The sequence below is a fragment of the Streptomyces sp. GL_140 genome, from assembly GCF_057834465.1.
Map to the genome: position 1 here is coordinate 571,440 of NZ_CM174404.1, position 17,661 is coordinate 589,100.

General features: G+C 72.0%; 12 protein-coding genes and 1 pseudogene. 7 read left to right on the forward strand and 6 right to left on the reverse strand.

Going from position 1 to position 17,661, the window contains the following annotated elements:
• Positions 1 to 162 precede the first annotated feature (162 nt).
• On the forward strand, positions 163 to 1,797 hold the full coding sequence (locus AC3IYJ_RS02835; protein WP_489399747.1) for an FAD-dependent oxidoreductase: 1,635 nt from the start codon (positions 163 to 165) through the stop codon (positions 1,795 to 1,797).
• Between the two features lie 89 nt (positions 1,798 to 1,886).
• On the opposite strand, the gene AC3IYJ_RS02840 is transcribed toward AC3IYJ_RS02835, so the two are convergent.
• Positions 1,887 to 2,105 (reverse strand): acyl-CoA carboxylase epsilon subunit, encoded by a 219-nt coding sequence (locus AC3IYJ_RS02840; RefSeq protein ID WP_489402668.1) that lies wholly within the window; start codon positions 2,103 to 2,105, stop codon positions 1,887 to 1,889.
• A gap of 247 nt (positions 2,106 to 2,352) precedes the next feature.
• Here AC3IYJ_RS02840 and AC3IYJ_RS02845 point away from each other — a divergent pair, with 247 nt between their 5' ends.
• The gene (locus tag AC3IYJ_RS02845) at positions 2,353 to 2,712 is read left to right on the forward strand and encodes a DUF6204 family protein (RefSeq protein ID WP_489399748.1); all 360 of its coding nucleotides are present in this window, start codon (positions 2,353 to 2,355) and stop codon (positions 2,710 to 2,712) included.
• Positions 2,713 to 2,865: 153 nt separating this feature from the next.
• A complete protein-coding gene (locus AC3IYJ_RS02850) occupies positions 2,866 to 4,680 on the forward strand; it encodes a galactose oxidase early set domain-containing protein (protein WP_489399749.1) in 1,815 nt (604 codons plus the stop codon).
• A 20-nt stretch (positions 4,681 to 4,700) separates the two neighbouring features.
• On the opposite strand, the pseudogene AC3IYJ_RS02855 reads toward AC3IYJ_RS02850, so the two are convergent.
• The 4 genes and pseudogenes from AC3IYJ_RS02855 to AC3IYJ_RS02870 form a co-directional block, all read right to left on the reverse strand.
• Positions 4,701 to 7,732, reverse strand: a pseudogene (locus AC3IYJ_RS02855) (CARDB domain-containing protein).
• 261 nt (positions 7,733 to 7,993) lie between these two features.
• On the reverse strand, positions 7,994 to 8,587 hold the full coding sequence (locus tag AC3IYJ_RS02860; protein WP_489399750.1) for a HutD/Ves family protein: 594 nt from the start codon (positions 8,585 to 8,587) through the stop codon (positions 7,994 to 7,996).
• Positions 8,588 to 8,676: 89 nt separating this feature from the next.
• Positions 8,677 to 10,422, reverse strand: a complete 1,746-nt coding sequence (locus AC3IYJ_RS02865) for a glycosyl hydrolase family 18 protein (protein WP_489399751.1) — start codon at positions 10,420 to 10,422, stop codon at positions 8,677 to 8,679.
• A gap of 151 nt (positions 10,423 to 10,573) precedes the next feature.
• Positions 10,574 to 12,118 (reverse strand): MFS transporter, encoded by a 1,545-nt coding sequence (locus tag AC3IYJ_RS02870; protein WP_489399752.1) that lies wholly within the window; start codon positions 12,116 to 12,118, stop codon positions 10,574 to 10,576.
• 142 nt (positions 12,119 to 12,260) lie between these two features.
• Here AC3IYJ_RS02870 and AC3IYJ_RS02875 point away from each other — a divergent pair, with 142 nt between their 5' ends.
• From AC3IYJ_RS02875 to AC3IYJ_RS02890, 4 genes are all read left to right on the forward strand, one after another.
• Positions 12,261 to 12,704, forward strand: a complete 444-nt coding sequence (locus AC3IYJ_RS02875) for a MarR family winged helix-turn-helix transcriptional regulator (protein WP_489399753.1) — start codon at positions 12,261 to 12,263, stop codon at positions 12,702 to 12,704.
• Between the two features lie 81 nt (positions 12,705 to 12,785).
• Complete coding sequence (locus AC3IYJ_RS02880; protein WP_489399754.1) at positions 12,786 to 12,980, forward strand: DUF5302 domain-containing protein; 195 nt, start codon at positions 12,786 to 12,788, stop codon at positions 12,978 to 12,980.
• 319 nt (positions 12,981 to 13,299) lie between these two features.
• Complete coding sequence (locus AC3IYJ_RS02885; protein WP_489399755.1) at positions 13,300 to 13,710, forward strand: rodlin; 411 nt, start codon at positions 13,300 to 13,302, stop codon at positions 13,708 to 13,710.
• A gap of 160 nt (positions 13,711 to 13,870) precedes the next feature.
• The gene (locus AC3IYJ_RS02890; RefSeq protein ID WP_489402669.1) at positions 13,871 to 14,773 is read left to right on the forward strand and encodes a glycoside hydrolase family 19 protein; all 903 of its coding nucleotides are present in this window, start codon (positions 13,871 to 13,873) and stop codon (positions 14,771 to 14,773) included.
• A 30-nt stretch (positions 14,774 to 14,803) separates the two neighbouring features.
• On the opposite strand, the gene AC3IYJ_RS02895 is transcribed toward AC3IYJ_RS02890, so the two are convergent.
• Positions 14,804 to 17,569 (reverse strand): helix-turn-helix transcriptional regulator, encoded by a 2,766-nt coding sequence (locus AC3IYJ_RS02895; RefSeq protein ID WP_489399756.1) that lies wholly within the window; start codon positions 17,567 to 17,569, stop codon positions 14,804 to 14,806.
• Positions 17,570 to 17,661 lie beyond the last annotated feature (92 nt).

Below are 17,661 nucleotides of genomic sequence, written 5' to 3' on the forward strand. Positions count from 1 at the left end.
GTGTCTCGGGGGAACCGCTGTCGCTCATCGTCATCCGCGATGGGACGTACCGCTACATCTCCGCATCAAGCGGGTGACAACCGGCGATTCTCCTGGGCTCCGCCGCCGATCGGGGGCATAAGGAATGCACTCCCCCACACAGAAATCAGGAGCTCGCAGCTGATGGAAGACACCGCAGATGTTCGCGTACCGGTTCTCGTCGTGGGCGGCTCCCTCGTGGGTCTGTCCACCTCGCTGTTCCTGAGCCGTCACGGCATCAGGCACATGCTCGTCGAGAAGCACGCCGGCACCTCCGACCACCCGCGCGGCCGCGGCATCAACGCCCGGACCATGGAGCTTTTCCGGGTGGCCGAAGCGGAGGGCGCCATCCGCAAGGCTGCCTCCGTGCTGGAGAACAACATGGGCATCCTCCAGACGGATTCCCTGCTGGGCGGCGACCACAAGTGGCTGGTCAAGGCCATCGATCCGGCCGGGGCACTCGCCAAGTTCAGTCCGAGCAGCTGGTGCGTGTGCAGCCAGAACAACATCGAGCCGATCCTCGCCACGCAAAGCCGCGCGCAGGGCGCCGACATCCGCTTCTCCACGGAACTGATGAGCTTCGACCAGGACGCCACCGGGGTGAACGCCCTGGTCAAGGATCGGGAGACAGGTGAGCACCTCACGGTGCGCGCCGATTTCCTGATCGCGGCGGACGGACCGCGCAGCCCCGTGCGCGAGGAGTTGCGCATCACCCAGACGGGTAGCGGCGAGCTGTTCCACAACGTCAGCGTCACCTTCCGCTCGCGCCAACTCGTCGAGGTGCTGGGCGATCTGCGCTTCATCGTCTGCTACCTGATGAAGCCGGGCGCGGACGGGGCGCTGCTGCCGGTGGACAACGACACCCAGTGGGTCTTCCACCTGCCGTGGCACCCGGACCGGGGCGAGACCCTGGAGGACTTCACCGAGGAGCGGTGCATCGCGCAGATCCGGGCCGCGATCGGCGTTCCCGACCTGGACGTGCAGATCGGCGGCAAGGCTCCGTGGCACGCGGCCGAACGGATCGCCGAGCGGTACTCGTCCGGACGGGTGTTCCTGGCCGGGGACGCGGCCCACGAGATGTCCCCCACGGGCGCGTTCGGCTCCAACACGGGCATCCAGGACGCGCACAACCTGGCCTGGAAGATCGCGGCGGTCCTCGACGGATCGGCGGGCATCGGACTGCTGGAGACCTACGGGGCCGAGCGGCTGCCGGTGGCGCTGGCGACCGCCCAGCGTGCCTCGGCCCGTTCCGCGGAGCACAGCCACCCCGGCTACGCGCCCCCACCGACCATGAGCGGCGGACCGGGCAGCGGGGTCCTGACGACGGCGATGGCGTACGCGTACCCGCGCGGCGCGGTGGTCGGCGCCGACCCGGAGCGGCCGGTCATCCCCGAGGGGATGCGGATGACGGGCGAAGTCGGCACTCGCGCGCCGCACATGTGGCTGACCCGCGCCGACGGGGAGCGGGTGTCCACGCTGGACCTGTACGAGCGCTCGTTCGTCCTGCTCAGCGGCGTGGGCACGCCGTGGGGTGAGGCCGCCGAGCGGGTGGCCGAGCGGCTGTCCGCGCGACTGGACACGTACTCCGTCGGATCCGCGAAGGGAGCCGACCTGGTGCAGGAGGCGGGCGCCGACTGGACCGAGGTGCACTCGCTGTCCCAGGCGGGTGCGGTGCTGGTGCGCCCCGACGGTTTCGTCGCCTGGCGTTCGCAGGACGCGGTGGCCGATCCCGAGGCCGCGCTGACGGCGGCGCTGTCACAGCTGCTCTGCCGGAACTGACCGGCCCGAACCGCCGACCGCCGGGGTTGGTCCCCCTGCCGCCGGCCCGTAAGCGGGCCGGGGGCAGGGGCGTTTGTGGGTCCCCCGGGTCAGGCGCAGGCCCAACAGCCGGCCCAGCAGCCGGAGCCGTGGTGCGCGGGGGGCTTGCGGCGGGCGGTGGCGCTGGGACTCTGCTGTGCCCGGCCGGAGTTGCGCCGCGCGAAGCAGGCGACCACCACGGCGATGGCGGCGAGTTCCTCTGGTGCGGCCACGCCCTTCTCCACACGGAGCAGGCTGGCTATCGGGGCTATCGGTGCGTCCTTCAGCATCGTCACGGCCTCTCGCAGAGACGGATCGAGGGCCCCCCTCGCAGAGTCACCGAGGACTCCGGACGCAGCCGACGCTAGCGGCGCGCGGTGCACGCGGCACACCGGGAAATCGGCGACCGCCCAGGTCAGCGGTGCGCGGACCGGGCAGCCACGGGGCCCTGACGGTGGGCGGTCGCTGCGCCATCCGGGTGGCGGGCCGCCGGAAAACCCGGTGCGGGGGCCGAGACGGGCGGCCTAGGTTGGAGGGATGAGTACCCGCACCTTCCGCATCACCGTCCGGGGGTCCTTCGACGGCCTCACCGAGGCGCAGCGCGCCGAGCTGCTGGCCGACGCGGCGCAGCACGACATGCTCCACGCGAAGTTCACGCCCGAGGGCGACCTCACGTACGACTTGGCTGCCCGGCCCTTCTTCACGTTCCGTTTCCTGGCCGAGGGTGAGGCCGAGGAGGACATCCTGGACGCGACGGCCCACGCCGAACTCGCGGCCGAGGGCTGGCTGACGGAGCGCGGGTACGGCTTCAAGCGGCTCACCTCGCAGGCTCAGGACCTCACGCTGGCCCCGCAGAGCAAGCGCCAGCGGCAGGCGGCCGCCCGCGGCGAGGCGTAGGGAGCGGAGCCCCGGTGCGTCCGTGGCGAACGGTGCACACGGGTCGGCCGAACGGCTCACGGGTGGGGCATTGACCGTGCCAAGGCGGTCGCTTTGGAGTGATTTCTCCTAGTCTGGGCCACCTCGGGGGAACCGCCTGCGTCGAGGAGTCCCATGCGCCGCCTGCACCGGTCCGCCCTCCTGTCCGCGGCGGCGGTCGCCTCCGCCCTGATCCTCCAGGCCGCTCCGGCCTCCGTCGCGGCCCCCCGGCACGACGCCGACGGCGGGACCGGTGCGATGGAGGCCGCCGCCGTCGGCGCGGAGCACGCCCGGGCCCATGCCGAGCTGCGCCGTGCGGCCGAGGGCGCCGGGGAGTACCCGCAGTCGCGGCGCACGGCGAGCCTGGAGTCGCTGCGCGTTTCGCAGCGCGAGGCCAACGCCGGTTTCGACGCGGCCGTGTCGGGACGGTTCACCGAGTACTTCCCCTCCCCCGACTTCGGCGTCCACCTCGCCCTCCTGCCCACCGGCAAGGTGCTGCTCTTCTCCTTCTCCCGGGTGGAGACCGACCCCACGAAGGAGACCGGGCCCACTGACCGGATCGGCCCGGCCAACGCCGGCCGCGCGTACCTGTGGGATCCGGCGAAGGGGACCGGCGCGGGTGCGTTCAAGAAGGTCACGCCGCCGGTCGTGCTGATGCCGGACGGTACGCACGCGCCGCGCCCGGCGCCGTTCTTCTGCGCGGGCCATTCCTTCCTGCCCAACGGCATGCTCGGGGTGTTCGGCGGCAATACCGGCGGCAAGGGCGGCAGCGGCGCGAAGCTGTCCTTCGTCTTCGACCCGTGGACCGAGGGGTGGTACCGCAACCGCGACATGGCGGTGGGCCGCTGGTACCCGTCGGTGGTGACCGGCGCGGACGGACGCCAGATCATCATGTCCGGCCAGTCCGAGCGCGGTACGGGAACCCCCACCCCGGTCGTGGAGCGGTTCCCCGCGCTCGGGCGGGCCGTGCCCTGGCGGCCGTTCGACATCCCGCTGGACATCGCCGCGCAGCGGCTGCGCTCCGACGCCCCCTTCCGCAACGACTACCCGCACCTGTTCTCGCTGCGGGACGGCCTTGTCTACGGGCTCGGGCGCGATGCCGACCAGCAGTGGCTCTTCGACACGGGCACGCAGACCCGTACCGATCTGCCCAGACGGCCCGCCGACTTCCGTGGCTACGGTTCCGCCGTACCGCTGCCCGCCGGTTTCCGCGGGCCCGACTCCGTGCTGGTGCTCGGCGGGGATCCGCTCGACCCGAACACCTACCGGCTGTCGGGAGGCGCCTGGACCACGGAGGAGCCGCGCGCCTTCGGCCGGACCCAGGACGACACGCTGATTCTCCCTGACGCGACGCTGCTGACCGTCAACGGGGCGCTGTCCACTCGGGACTACGGGTTCGGCCCGTTCAACCCGAAGGCCGATCTGAAGTACCGGCAGACCGAGCTGCGGGACGCGGACGGCCGCTGGCGCCTGGGTCCGGCCCAGCGGCTGCCCCGGGGTTACCACTCCAACGCCCTGGTGCTGCCGGACGGCCGGGTGATGGTCACCGGGGACGAGCTGCAGCAGATCGCCAACGATCCGGACATCAAGGACGGCATGGACGGTTCCATCGAGCTCTACGAGCCGGCCTACCTGCACCGGGGCGGCCGTCCGGTGCTCGACCGGGTCCCGGCCGGCGAGATCGCCCACGACGCGGAGTTCTCCGTCGAGAGCGCGGGCGCGGACGGGGTCCGGCGCGCCGTGCTGCTGGCGCCGACCACGGTCACCCACGCCGTGAACACCAGCCAGCGCCATCTGGAGCTGCGGATGACCGGCGTCCACGGCCGCACGATCGGGCTGCGGGCGCCGGCCACCTCGGCCGACGCCCCGCCCGGGTACTACATGCTGTTCCTCCTCGATGCGAAGGGCGTGCCCGGCACGGCCAAGTGGATCAAGCTCGGCAAGCGGTGAACCGCCCCGCGGTCACAGCACTAGCTGCCGTTGATCACGAACTGCGATCCCGGTTCGACCACGACGTTGCCCTCGGCCGAGTTGGTGACGGTGACGTGCGACAGGGTCGCGCTGCCGCGCGCTCCGCCGTGCGCCCGGATGCCGGCCCCGCTGTTGGACTTGTCGATGGTGACGTCGGTGATCCTGGCCTCGGGCACCGTGCCGCCGCCCGTCTTGAACTGGATGCCGTCGTAGGTCGAGTCGTGGATGTCGGTGTCGCGGATGACGACCCCGGGGATGGGCAGGTTGGCCCCGAAGAGCGTGATCGCGCCGAACTCCTGGGCCTCCCCTCAGAAGGAACCGCCGGTGCGGAAGAGCTCGTTGTTCGCGATCAGGGTCTGCCCTGAGAAGGGCAGCGGGTCGTGGTCCGTCGCCAGCATGATGCCGGGGTAGTTCATCGTGTCGTAGATCAGGTTGTTCTCGATGGTGTTGCCGTAACCGCCGTAGACCGCGATGCCGTTGGCCCGCCACGGCAGCTGGATGGTGTTGTTGCGGAAGTGGTTGTCGTGGCCGATGTCCACCGACTGGTCCTTCACGTACTTGCTGGACCACACCGCGAGGGAGTCGTCGCCGGTGGTGCGGAAGGAGGAATTGAAGACCGTCGAATTGCGGGTGCCGTTGGCGAAGTTGATGCCGTCGGCATAGATGTCGCGGATCCGCATGCCGCTGAACTCGATGCCGTCGCCGGGGCCCCACAGGGCCGGGATGTTGTCGTAGTCGCGGCCGACCCAGACGCCGACGTTGGCGTGCTCGATCCACACGTTGGTGATCTTCGTGTTCTTGCCGAAGCGCCCGTTCAGACCCACGCCGCCCTCGGCGTTGCCGTCTCCGCCCCGGATGGTGCCCGAGCCGAAGATGGCGATGTCGGAGATCTGCGTGTTGTCGTCGATGTCGAAGCCGAAGTTGCCCTCGTGCGGGTGGTTGATGCCGCCCGCGTTCTGCGGCGCGGTCAGCGTGTAGAGCTGCGAGTACCACATGCCCGCGCCACGGATGGAGACGTTGCTGATGCCCACCTGGTTGAACTGGCCCCGGTGCAGCGGGTCGACGGTGAGGATCTTCTGCTCCTGGCGCCACTGGCCCTGCGGGATCCAGACGCAGGCGATCCGTCCCTCCTGGTCCGCGGTCACCGCCTTCTGGATGGCGACGGTGTCGTCGATGCCGTCGTTGGGGATCGCGCCGTAGTCGGTGATCGAGGCGCATTCGGCGGGCTTGGCCGCCGGCGGGGCCACCTGCTCCAGGTCGACCAGGTCGATGACGTAGTACGAGGCCGTGTCGCCCGCGTCGCGCTGGAGGCGGAAGGTGGTGCCGGCCGGGTAGCTCTGCGCGAGCAGCGCATGGGATTCGTCGAAGAGCCTGCGGGCGTCGCCGCCGGGGGTGTTGGTCAGACCCTCGGGGCTGTCGGTGCTGCCGTAGAGCCAGCTGTACTTGGACGACAGGCTGAGCTTCTGGGCGAAGTTCCCGTTGACGTAGAGGCTGATGGTGGCGTCGGCGCCGCCACCGTTCGCGGCGTCCGGGACGGAATTGCGCACGACGATCGAGTTGGCCGCGCCCGTGGAGGTGAACTGGACGTACTGGCCGGCCGAGTTCAGCCGGACCGACTGGCGGCCCGAGGACTCGGTGGCGAAGTTGGTGTGCCCGAAGGTGCGCTTGGCGTCGGTCTGCAGCAGCGTGCCGGTGTACGTCCCGGCCTCCGCCTCGTACTCGGCGTACGGGAGCGCCGCGCCGCGGCCCACGACCAGGGCCCGGGAGTAGGCGTTGTTGTTCTCGTTGGTCTCCGCGACCAGGTTCGTCCCGTCCGCGGTGGCGGTGAGGGTGGCTCCGCCACCGACCGCCGTCCAGGTGCCGTTGACGGGCACGTTGACGGTCTCACCGGCGGCGACGGCCGGGGTGGGGCCGTTGAGGGTGGTGGCGCCGGCGACCAGCCGGGTGATCGTGCCCGCGGCCACTCCCGTGGTGCCCCGGTTGTGCACGGCCACGGTGAAGGAGACCGGGGCGCCCACGGCCGGGTTGGCCGGGTTGGTGGCGATGGAGAGGGCTTCCAGGTCGGGGCCCGGGCTCTGGCCCACGACGAGCTTCGTGGCGGCGGTGCGGCTGTTGTTGGTCTCGTCCTGCTCCACGACGGCGCCGGCCGGGTCGACGACGGCCGAGACGGTGTAGCTGCCCATCGGGCGCCTGCCCACGGACACCGGGACGGTGGACGAGGCTCCGGCGGCCAGGGCACCGACCTGGGCGCTGCCCGCGACCGCGCCCTCCACGCTGACGTTGACGGCGGTGGCCGGGGAGGCGAGGGTGCCGGCGTTGCGGACGGTGGCGTTGACGGTGACGGAGTCGCTCTCGGAAGGCGCCCCCGGGGCCCAGTCCAGGGCCGTGACGGTCAGGTCCGGGTTCGGGGCGGCGGAGCCGATCACCTGGAACTCGGCGACCTGCCCGCCGCCGGCCCCGGTGTTGCCGGAGAACTTCAGCTGGACGTCGGCGAGCCGGCCGGTGACGGGGATGGTCACGGTGTTCTGGTTGCCGCTCGGGCTGAACGCGTAGGCGGCGTTCGCCTTCAGGGAGGTGAAGCCGGACGCCGACTGCTCGCGGCCCAGGATCTCGAGGTTCTGGGTGCGGTTGGACCAGGCGGCGTCGGGGTTGAGCTTGAGGACCACCCCGGTGACGTCCGCGTTGGAGCCGAGCCTGACGGTCAGCGTCGACTGCTGGCCGCCCGCCTCCCAGTAGCTGGTGACGCTGTCGTCGTTGGCGTTGGCCGCCACGAAGGACTGGGTGGTGGACGAGGCCTCGATGGGCTTGGCCTTGTGCCCGACGGGCTCTCCCAGTACGAGCCCTGGTTCCCGTCGTTGATGCCCGAGACCCCGTATCCGCCGAGGGATCCGCTGGCGGTGACCGCCTTGCCGAGGGCGAGGTTGGGTCCGCCCGCGGCGGCGGCGAAGGTGACGGGCAGGAGTCCGACGGACACCAGTCCGGCGACGACCGTGCCGGCCAGCATCAGCCGACCGCCTTGCTTCCATCTCATGCTGTCCTCTGTTCCATGGGGGACCGGCCAGACGAAGCCGCGCTTGCTTGGAACTTGCGCGTCATTCTTCAGTTTTTGAGTGATTCGATCGCCAATATGCGGCCATGGCGCCACAGGTTTCTAGCAGATGACGAGTTTGTCAACGCCCCGCACACGAAAGGGCCGGATTCGGACCCCGGCCAACCCCGTCTCAGGCAGCCGAAAGGGAGGTCCGGGGCGCGAGCGGCGCCGGGGCCGTCGGATTCTTGCGCGGATGCCCTCCTACGCGGGCCGGGCTCCGCCGGGGCCCTGCCCGAGGCGGACCACCGCCGCGCGCCCGGAGGTCCGTAGCAGCAGCTCCTGCGGCCCGGTGGCGAGGACGGCGTCGTACGGGCCCAGCCCGGCGGCGCCTTCGATCTCGGCGGGCCCCTCCAGGGCGATGACCATCAGGGTCTCGCCGGGCCGGACGGTGAGCGCGAGGTCGCCCCGCACGACGGCGGTGTCGGCCGTCACGGCGCCCCTGCGGTACATCACGTTGAAGTTCACGACCGGGCCGGCCAGCAGCCGGCAGGCGGTCGGCTCGTCCCCGGGGAACCTCCGCGGCTCGTAGCGCCGGTCCACGAGGTCCCGTACCCCGCCGATCTCCAGATCCATGCCCGCGCCTTCGGCGAGGGTGAGCGTACGGTCCACTCCGGGGAACACGGAGAAGGGCCCGTCGGCGGTGACCTCGGCGAGGCTGATCCTCCAGCCGAAGTCGTCCATGCCCGCCCCCGGGGGGAAGGCGGCGATCTCGCGGGTCACTCCCCCGCCGTTCTTCCATCCGGCCGCCGGGCGGTCGGCCGCCCGCAGGATCCGGATCCTCGTCTCGCTGGTCATGGCACCCTTCCGGGCCCGGGGAGATGCGTCCCGGGCCCGGAGGAGCCTATCGAGCCGAAGGGCTGTCGAGCCGATCCGGCATGCGCGGCCTAGCCGACGGCGAGGTCGTCGCCGTAAACCGCGCCCTGCCCGTACCAGCCGTGCAGGTAGACGGTGACGGTGCCGGAGGCGCCGGTGGTGAAGGGCACGCTCAGCTTCGTCCAGCCGGTGGAGCTGGTCCAGGTGCTGCCGGTGGCTCCGCCGCGCACGCCGAGGTAGGCGTAGCTGCCCTGGACCCAGCCGCTCAGCGTGTACTTCGTGTTCGGGGTGAGGGTCAGGGTCTGGGTGCACTCACCGGTCTGGGAGGAGGTGGGCGCGGTCTTGAGGGCGTACGAGCCCCCGTGCACCGGGGTGGAGACCACCGAGGCTCCGCTCTCGCAGGTCCACGGCGCGAGCGAGCCGCTCTCGAGGCCGCCGTTGACGAGGGCTCCGCTGCCGCCGCCCGGTCCGGAGACGGTGAGCGTGAAGGTGCCGGAGTGCGTGAGCGTCCCGGCGGCTCCGGTGATGGTGAGGGGGTAGGTGCCGGGCGCGGCCGTGGCGGAGGCGCTGACCGTGAGCTGCGCCGAGCCGCCCGCGGTGACGGAGGCGGGGCTGAGGGTGGCGGTGACCCCGGCGGGCACTCCGGTCGAGGTGAGGGCGAGGGTCCTGGCGTTGCCGGAGGTGACCGCCGTGGTCACGGTGGCGGTGGTGGAGCCGCCGGGGGCGACCGAGGCCGAGCCGGGTGCCACGGAGAGGGAGAAGTCGTCGGCGACGGGTCCGCCGCCGGTGAAGGGCGCGAAGGCGTGGGTGAAGTACCAGGGGTCCTGGGCGATGCCCGAGCAGGTGTCGGAACCGCCGGTACCGGGGCAGCCGCCGTTGTCGCGCTGCAGGGCCCAGAAGGAGAGGGTGTTGATGCCCTTGGCGGTGGCCCAGTTGTAGACGGCGGTGGCGTCGGCGGTGGTGAAGGTCTCGGCCGCGCCGAAGTCGTCGATGCCCGGCATCTCGGTGACGCCGATCATGCCCCAGAGCTGGGCGGGGGTCTTCGCCGGGTAGAGGGCCGCGAGCTGGCTGTAGAGGCCGGCGGCCGCGTTCTGGGTGTCGGTCGCCATGTTGTGGGTGGCGTTGTCGTAGTAGTCGAAGGTCATCAGGTTCACGACGTCCACCTGCGCGCCTGCCGTCTTGGCGCTCTTGAGGACCGCGAGGCCGCTGCTCGCGAGGCCGCTCGTGGTGGTGGGCAGGGTGTACGAGATCTGCACCGTGCGGCCGTTCGCGGCGGCCCAGTCCTGGACCTTCTTGATGGCCTGGTTGCGGCGGTCGATCCCCGCCTTGTTGGTCAGCGAGTTGTCCTCGATGTCCATGTCGAGCCGGGTGATGTCGTAGGTCGTGATGACCTTTTCGTACGCGGCGGCGATGGAGTCCACGTTGGTGCAGCTGTCGGCGATCTCGGTGCCGCCGTTGTCCGCCGCGTAGCCGCCGAAGGAGGGGATGACGTCCCCGCCGCGCGAGCGGATGGTCGCGAAGTCGGCGCCGAAGACGGAGGCGGAGATCGGCTGGCTCGTGCTGCCGTTCCAGTACGGGGTGCAGGAGCCCTTGGCCTCGGCCTGCACGAAGGCCATGGTCAGGTACTTGGCTCCGGACTTCTGCGCCAGATCGGCGGGGCTGTCGGAGGAGTAGGCCTCGAAGTACGGCGCGAAGACGTGTGCGGGCAGCGGGGTCGCGGCGTGCGCGGCCGCGCCGACGCCGATGACGAGACCGGCGGACGCGACGGCGGTGGCGAAGGCCGCGAAAAGGGCATGGAGGTGCCTGGGACGTCTCAACGAAAGCTCCCGGTGGGGCGAAAGCGAGCGGGCGGACGCCTCATGATTGGTCTGGACCATCATCGGGTCAAGGGTGCCGACCGCCCCAATCGCCGCGGCCCCGGCCCCCGTTCAGGGGACCGGGGCCGCGGACAGGGCCGGGAACCGGGCTTCAGTGCGAGTCACTGAGGGCCGGAGCAGGGGCCGGGGCCGGAGCCGGAGCCGGGGCGCCGGACGCGGCGGGGGCCGTCTCGGCGGACGCCTCGACGACACGGGGTCCGTGCGCTCCGCGCAGGCCGATCCCGCTGATCACCGCGACCAGGCCGAAGGCGACGGCGCCGATGGCGAAGGTGAGGGTGAATCCGGATTCGGCCGGCAGCGGGGGAACCCCCGCGGGCAGGTGCTCGATCGTCTTCGACGCCAGGATCGTGGTGACGATGGCGCTGCCGATCGCGCTGCCCGTTGAGCGGGAGATCGAGTTGATGCCGTTGGCGATGCCGCTCTGGTGGTGCGGGACGCTCGCCATGATGACGGCGGGCATGGCCGCGTAGCCGAAGCTGACGGCCGCGCCGACGATGAGGCCGGCGCCGATCACCGAGGCGCTGTGGCTGTGGTCCAGGGCCAGCCAGCCGAAGCCGGCGGCGCCCAGGGCCGCAGCCATGGCGAGGGCGACGCGCGGGCCGCGGTGGCGGACCAGCTGGCCGCCGATCGGGGAGGCCAGGAGCGAGACGATCGCGCCGGGCAGCAGGAACTCCACGGAGGCGCGCAGGATCGAGGCGTCGAAGCCGTAGCCGGTCAGGGCCTTGGGCATCTGGACGAGGTAGGAGACGCCGAGGAAGTTCGCGAACATGCCGAAGCCGACGAGGATGCCGGCCAGGTTGGCCATGAGGACCGGGCGGTGGACGAACATCCGCATGTCGACGAGGGGCTCGCGGACCTTGAGCTCGGTCAGCACCCAGACGGCGGTCATGACGGCGGCGCCGGCGAAGCTGCCCAGCGTGCGGCCGGAGGCCCAGCCCCACTCGTGGCCCTGGGAGATCGGCAGCAGGAGCAGCAGCAGGGCAATGCCGAGGGTGAGCGCGCCCAGGAAGTCGGTGCGCCCGCCGGTCTTGTGCCGGGTGGCGGGGACCAGGAAGACGACGGCGAGCAGTGCGAGCACCGCGAAGCCGGTGGCCATCCAGAAGGCGTTGCGGTAGTCCGCGTCGGCGCCGGAGGTCAGCAGGCCGGTGGCGACGAGCGCGAGCCCGCTGCCGAACGCGAGGGTGCCGCTGACCAGGGCCATCGCACCGGGAAGCTTCTGCGGGCGGACCTCCTCGCGCAGCACGGAGAGGGCGAGCGGGAAGATCGCGGTCGCGGCTCCCTGCAGGACGCGGCCGAGGATCAGCAGGGGCAACGAGGACGCCAGGGCGGCCACGACGGAGCCCGCGACCATGACACCGAGTACGGCCACCAGCGTCGGCTTCTTGCCGTGCTGGTCGCCGAAGCGGCCGAGCAGCGGGGTGAAGACGGCGGCGGACAGCAGGGTGGCGGTGGTCACCCAGCTGACGTTGGCGGTGGTGGTGCCGAGGTCGTTGCGGATCAGGCCCAGGATCGGGACCGGCAGCGTCTGCATCATCGACACGACCATGGCGGCCAGGCTCAGGGCGAAGACGATGACCGTCTCGTTCCGGTGCCCGCCGGCCTGGGAGGTGGCCGTGTCGGAGGGGGTGGTGCTCATGGCAGGGGGACCTTCTCAGTGCTTCAGATCACAGATGTTTGACGTCATCAAGTACTTCGACTCCAGCAGACGGTAGACCTCAATAGTTCAGGTGGTCAAGTAAAAGGTTGATAATGTGAAACACCTTGAGTACGCTTCCGGCATGAGCGCCACCACCCCACCCGCCGCCCCGACCAAGCTGGAGCTCCTGGAGCTGCTCGCCGCCATCGGCACCGCCCAGTGGCGCGACTTCGCGGCGGCCGCCGCCCACTACGGCCTCACCTCCACCCAGGCCAAGGTCCTCGCCCAGCTGAACGGCCCGCTGCCGATGCGCGGCCTCGCCGCCCTGCTGGTGTGCGACGCCTCGAACGTCACCGGGATCGTGGACCGGCTGGAGGCCCGCGAGCTGGTGCGCCGCGAGCCCGACCCCGTGGACCGGCGCGTGAAGAACGTGGTGGCCACGGAGGCCGGCCGCGAGGTGATCCGCCGCGTCCGCGAGGAGATGCAGGCCACTCACGGAGCCCTGGACGTCCTGCACGACGCCGAGAGCGCGACGCTCTACTCCCTGCTGGAACGGCTCCGCCCGACCCTGGAGAAGGACGCCTGAGTCCGCTGGATCCGGACGCGCTGGCCAGGGGAAACGCCACCTGACAGACTGCAACGGCTTCAGAACATTCCAGGAGGACACATGTCAGAAGAAACCGACACCCCGCAGAACGAGTCTCCGGCCGAGGAAGCCAAGCGGAAGTTCAAGGAGGCCCTGGAGCGCAACGCCGCCAATGCGCAGTCCCAGCAGGCGCACCAGAACCGGGCGAAGGTCCAGGGTTCCGGTGGCAACGGCCCCGGCGGCAAGAACAAGAAGGTCCGCCGCAAGACCGGCTGACCACAGCGCGGTCGCGGCGACGCGACGGCGCGGCGGCCGGCCTCGACGGGGTCAGGGACCGGTACACGGTCCGGATCCGGTCGGGGGCGGCGCCCAGGGATCCTCCGCGATGTCCCGCAACCTTCGCATCCCGCCGACCTTCACACCCCGCACGCTCGGCCTTGAGTCAATCGGCCGATGCCCGATGTCACCTGCGGGGTGGACTGTTCGGCCAGTCGGGTGATGGGCGATAACCCCCGAGGTCCACGGCAGTTGAGCAGCTCGTCCCGCCGAGGGCAGCTATCTCATGCGACAGTGCGACAGAAGAAGGATCCCCCACATGTTCAAGAAGTTCATGGCCACCGCAGCCGCCACCGCAGCCGTCCTGGGTGCCGGTGCCGCCGTAGCCTCCCCGGCGATGGCGATCGGCAACGACAACGGCGTCAACACGGTCAACGGCAACGAGTCCTCCCAGATCTACGGCAACCAGGAGACCACGGGCAACATGAGCCCGCAGGTGAGCGCCATCCAGGGCTCGCTGAACAAGCTCTGTGTCGGCCTGCCCGCGAAGGTCAACGCCCAGTCGATCCTCGCCGCGGTCAACGTCGGCGTCCAGGACATCCCCGTCCTGTCCAGCCCGCAGAACCAGCAGTGCGCCGAGAACTCCACCCAGGCCAAGGGCGACGAGGCCCTGTCGCACATCGTGGACAACATCCCGGTCCTGTCCGGGAACCTCTCCGCCAACAGCTGACCCACCACGGCACGCCGGTGCGGCGCCCTTCGGGGCACCGCACCGGCGTTTCCTTTTGGTCTAGACCTTGACAGGTCCAGACCAACTTCGCTTCAGTGGGCGGTGTTGCCTCCCCCACGGCAACTCCCCCCACCCAAGGAGCACTTCCGTGATACGCACCCTGCGCCGCCGCGCCCTCTCCCTGGCCGCCGCCGCTGCCGTCACCCTCGGCCTCGCCATCGCCCTCCCCGCCTCCCCCGCCGCCGCCGCTCCCGCCTGCGCCGGCGCATGGGCCTCCTCCGCCGTCTACACCAACGGCATGAACGTCTCCTACGGCGGCCACAACTGGCTGGCCAAGTGGTGGACCCAGGGCGAGACGCCCGGCACCACCGGCCAGTGGGGCGTCTGGTCCGACCAGGGCACCTGCGGCGGCGGCCCGACCGACCCGGGGACCGGCAACCCCTCCGGATTCGTGGTCAGCGAAGCCCAGTTCAACCAGATGTTCCCGAACCGGAACCCCTTCTACACCTACAACGGCCTGGTCGCGGCCCTGTCCGCCTACCCGGGCTTCGCCAACACGGGTGACGACACCGTCAAGCGGCGCGAGGCGGCCGCCTTCCTGGCCAACGTCTCGCACGAGACCGGCGGACTCGTCTACATCGTCGAGCAGAACACCGCCAACTACCCGCACTACTGCGACACGAGCCAGTCCTACGGCTGTCCGGCCGGACAGGCCGCCTACTACGGCCGCGGCCCGATCCAGCTCAGCTGGAACTTCAACTACAAGGCGGCCGGGGACGCGCTCGGCATCAACCTGCTCGCCAACCCCTACCTGGTCGAGCAGGACCCGGCCGTCGCCATGAAGACGGCCCTCTGGTACTGGAACACGCAGAACGGGCCGGGCACGATGACGCCCCACGCCGCCATGGTCAACGGCGCCGGCTTCGGCGAGACCATCCGCTCCATCAACGGCTCCCTCGAATGCAACGGCGGCAACCCGGCGCAGGTCCAGAGCCGGGTGAACGCGTACCAGAGCTTCACCCAGCTGCTCGGCGTCACCCCGGGGAACAACCTCAGCTGCTGAGGCCCCGGTTGCCCGACGCGGCAGCCGGGCTCAGCGCACCCGCAGCATCGTGGCCAGCTGGGCCCGGGAGCGGACGTCGAGCTTCTGGTAGATCCGCGTCAGGCGCGCCTCGACGGTCTTCACGCTGACGAAGAGCTTCGCGGCCGCCTCCTGGTTGCTGGCGCCCTCGGCGACGAGCAGCGCGAGCCGGGTCTCGGCCTCCGTGAGGGCGGCCAGGGTCTGCGTCCCGCCGCCGCTCTCGCCCGGGGAGGGCTCGCGCGCGAGCTCGGTCCACGGAGCGGCGCCCGCCCCGGCGAAGAGCTCGGCGGCCGCCCGGAGCGCGGCCCGGGCGGGTGCGCGCCGGCGGCGGCGGCGTTCCACTCGGGCGAGCGCGAGCAGCGTACGGGCACGCTCCAGCGGGAGTTGGAGGAGCGCGAAGCGCTGGGCGGTGGCCTCCAGCAGGGCCACCGCCGCCTCCGCCTCGCCCTGGGCGGACAGGCACAGCCCCTGGGCCCGGTCGAGGGCGGCGACCACGCCGGCGCGGCCGAGCGCCAGGGCCGTCGGACGGACCCCGGCCATCAGCGCGGCGGCCTCGTCCGGTGCGTCGGCGGCCACCAGGGCCTCGGCGAGTTCCCCGTGCCAGCGCAGGATCGAGGGGTCCACCACCTGCTGGGCGGCCTCCAGGCCGGCGACGCGGCGCAGCGTGGCCACGGCCTTCGCGGCCTCGCCCGTGGCCAGTTCGACCAGGCCCAGCGCGTACAGGCTGCGGGAGAGGAAGACCTGGTCGTGCTCCTCCTCGGAGGCCTGGATGCCGCGCAGGGCGTATCCGGCGGCGCGCGGGAAGCTGCCGCCCGTGGCCTCGGCCATCGCGGCGACGTACCAGGCGGGGCCGGGTGAGAGGCCTGCCTCGGTGGTCAGTTTCAGGGCGTGGCGGGCGTGTCCGGTGGCGGCCGCGCACCTGCCCCGGCGCAGTTCGACCTCGGTGAGGCTGCGCAGCACCTCGAAGACGTCCTCGGCGGAGCCGGTGCTCTGCACGGCGGGCAGCAGGACGAGCAGCTGGCGCCGGGCGTCGGCGAGCCGGTCGTCGAAGAGTGCGTGGCGCACGGCGAGGTACTGCGGGGCGTTGCGCATGCCGAGCGGTACCTCGGGCGCGGGCAGGGCCAGTGCCTCGGTGAGGATCTCCTCGGCTCCGGAGTCCCCGAGGATGCGGCCCATGCGGGCCCGTACGGTCAGGGCCATCGCTTCGGCGACCTGGTCGCCCCCGGCGGCGGCCAGCACCCCGGCCTCGGCGGCGGCGTCGCGGGAGCGGACGGGATCGCCGTCGCTGAGGTTGTGCTTCCAGGCGGTGCGCAGCCTGACGGCGGCCTGGAGGGCGGGCTCGCCCTCGGCGTCGGCCGCGGCGTGGGCGAAGGTCTCGTCGAGGGCTCCGAGGGCCTGGCCGGCCGCATCGATGACGGCCAGCCGGGCCCGGACCCGGTCAGCGGGCGAGGCGTCGCGGGCGAGCACGGCGCGGGCTGCTCGGCGGGCGAGGTCGGCGCGGCCGGCCCATCCGGCGTCCTCGGCGGCGCCGACCAGCCGGGCGAGTTCCTCGTCGGCCAGGTGCCAGGGGGTGCGGTCGGCGGCGAGCAGGCCGAGTTCGGCGGCCAGTGCCCGCTGGCCGCGGCGCCGGCAGGCCGCGGCGGCTTCGGTGATCTCGGCGGCGAGCTCCCGGTCGGGGGTGTCCACGGCGAGCGCGCGGTGGCGTACCGCCTGGATCGGGTCGTCGACGGCGGCGGCCAGCGCGGCGTGTCCGGCGGCCCGTTCCGGCCAGCCCGCGTCGGCGGCCAGGGCGGTCGGCAGGGCCCCGGCGGTGAACCGGACGGCACCGTCCTCTTCCACGGTGACCAGTGCGGCCCTTTCGGCCAGGGCGAGTTCGGCCTCCGCGTCGGGGCGGCCGGCCCGGCGCAGCAGGGCGGTGGTGGGCCGCGCGGCGAGGGCCGCGAGCAGCAGGGTGCGGCGGGCCTGCCCGGGCAGGACTCCGAGGAGCCGGCGGGCCACCTCCCGGGCCTGGCCGGAGACGGGCAGCGGATCGGCGTGGTGGGCCCCGCCGTCCCGGGCCCCGGCGGCTTCGGCCAGCGAGTGGCCGAGCGCGAGCGCAAGGCGCGGGTTGCCGCCGCTGGCCTGGTGGATCCGGCCGGCGAGGCGGGCCGGAAGGCCGCGGCGGACCAGCAGTTCGGCGATTTCGTCGGTGCCGAGCGCGGGCACCCGGATCTGCGGGGTGCCCGGTCCGCAGAGCGGCTCGGCCAGGGGGGCTCCGCCCAGGACGCACTCGGCGGCGAGGACGCGCACGCGCGGCGGGGTCAGGCGCAGCGCGAACCGGAGCAGGTCGGTGCTCTCGGCGTCGAGCCACTGGGCGTTGTCGAGCGCGAGCAGGACCGGGCCGCGGGCGGCGAGCGTGCGCAGCACCTCGACGACGGCGAGGCGCAGGGCGACGTGGTCCCGGCCGACCCGCGGCGCGTCGGTCTCCCGGCGCAGCAGGGCGATGGCGGTGCGCTGGGGTCCGGAGAGCCGTTCCAGCGCGGCGGCGGGGACGGAGGCCAGGAGGGCGGCGGCGGAGGCTTCGGGTATCCACCGGTCCGCGGGCTCGGGGGCGAGGCGGAGCACGGTCTCGTGCCGGAGCTCGGCGGCCTCGGAGAGGGCGCGGACCAGCTCGGTCTTGCCCGCGCCGGCGGGCCCGGTGAGCAGGGCGCGTCCGTGCGTGGTCAGCGCGCGGTCCACCGCCTTGATCAGTTCACCGTGTCCGACGGTCGTGTCAGCGTTCCCCGTCGCCGCCACCACGCACAGCCACCAGCCTCTCGGTTCCCCGTCTCTGTGCCCTTCCTGTGAGACGCGACAATACGAGGTCGGATGCCTGGCGGGCCCGGATTGTG

What these genes read in the sequence shown, in the direction of transcription:
- AC3IYJ_RS02870 (WP_489399752.1), bottom strand. Translation starts at nt 12,118, where the DNA reads ATGAGCACCACCCCCTCCGACACGGCCACCTCCCAGGCCGGCGGGCAC.
- AC3IYJ_RS02885 (WP_489399755.1), top strand. Translation starts at nt 13,300, where the DNA reads ATGTTCAAGAAGTTCATGGCCACCGCAGCCGCCACCGCAGCCGTCCTG.
- AC3IYJ_RS02845 (WP_489399748.1), top strand. Translation starts at nt 2,353, where the DNA reads ATGAGTACCCGCACCTTCCGCATCACCGTCCGGGGGTCCTTCGACGGC.
- AC3IYJ_RS02860 (WP_489399750.1), bottom strand. Translation starts at nt 8,587, where the DNA reads ATGACCAGCGAGACGAGGATCCGGATCCTGCGGGCGGCCGACCGCCCG.
- AC3IYJ_RS02840 (WP_489402668.1), bottom strand. Translation starts at nt 2,105, where the DNA reads ATGCTGAAGGACGCACCGATAGCCCCGATAGCCAGCCTGCTCCGTGTG.
- AC3IYJ_RS02875 (WP_489399753.1), top strand. Translation starts at nt 12,261, where the DNA reads ATGAGCGCCACCACCCCACCCGCCGCCCCGACCAAGCTGGAGCTCCTG.
- AC3IYJ_RS02850 (WP_489399749.1), top strand. Translation starts at nt 2,866, where the DNA reads ATGCGCCGCCTGCACCGGTCCGCCCTCCTGTCCGCGGCGGCGGTCGCC.
- AC3IYJ_RS02835 (WP_489399747.1), top strand. Translation starts at nt 163, where the DNA reads ATGGAAGACACCGCAGATGTTCGCGTACCGGTTCTCGTCGTGGGCGGC.
- AC3IYJ_RS02880 (WP_489399754.1), top strand. Translation starts at nt 12,786, where the DNA reads ATGTCAGAAGAAACCGACACCCCGCAGAACGAGTCTCCGGCCGAGGAA.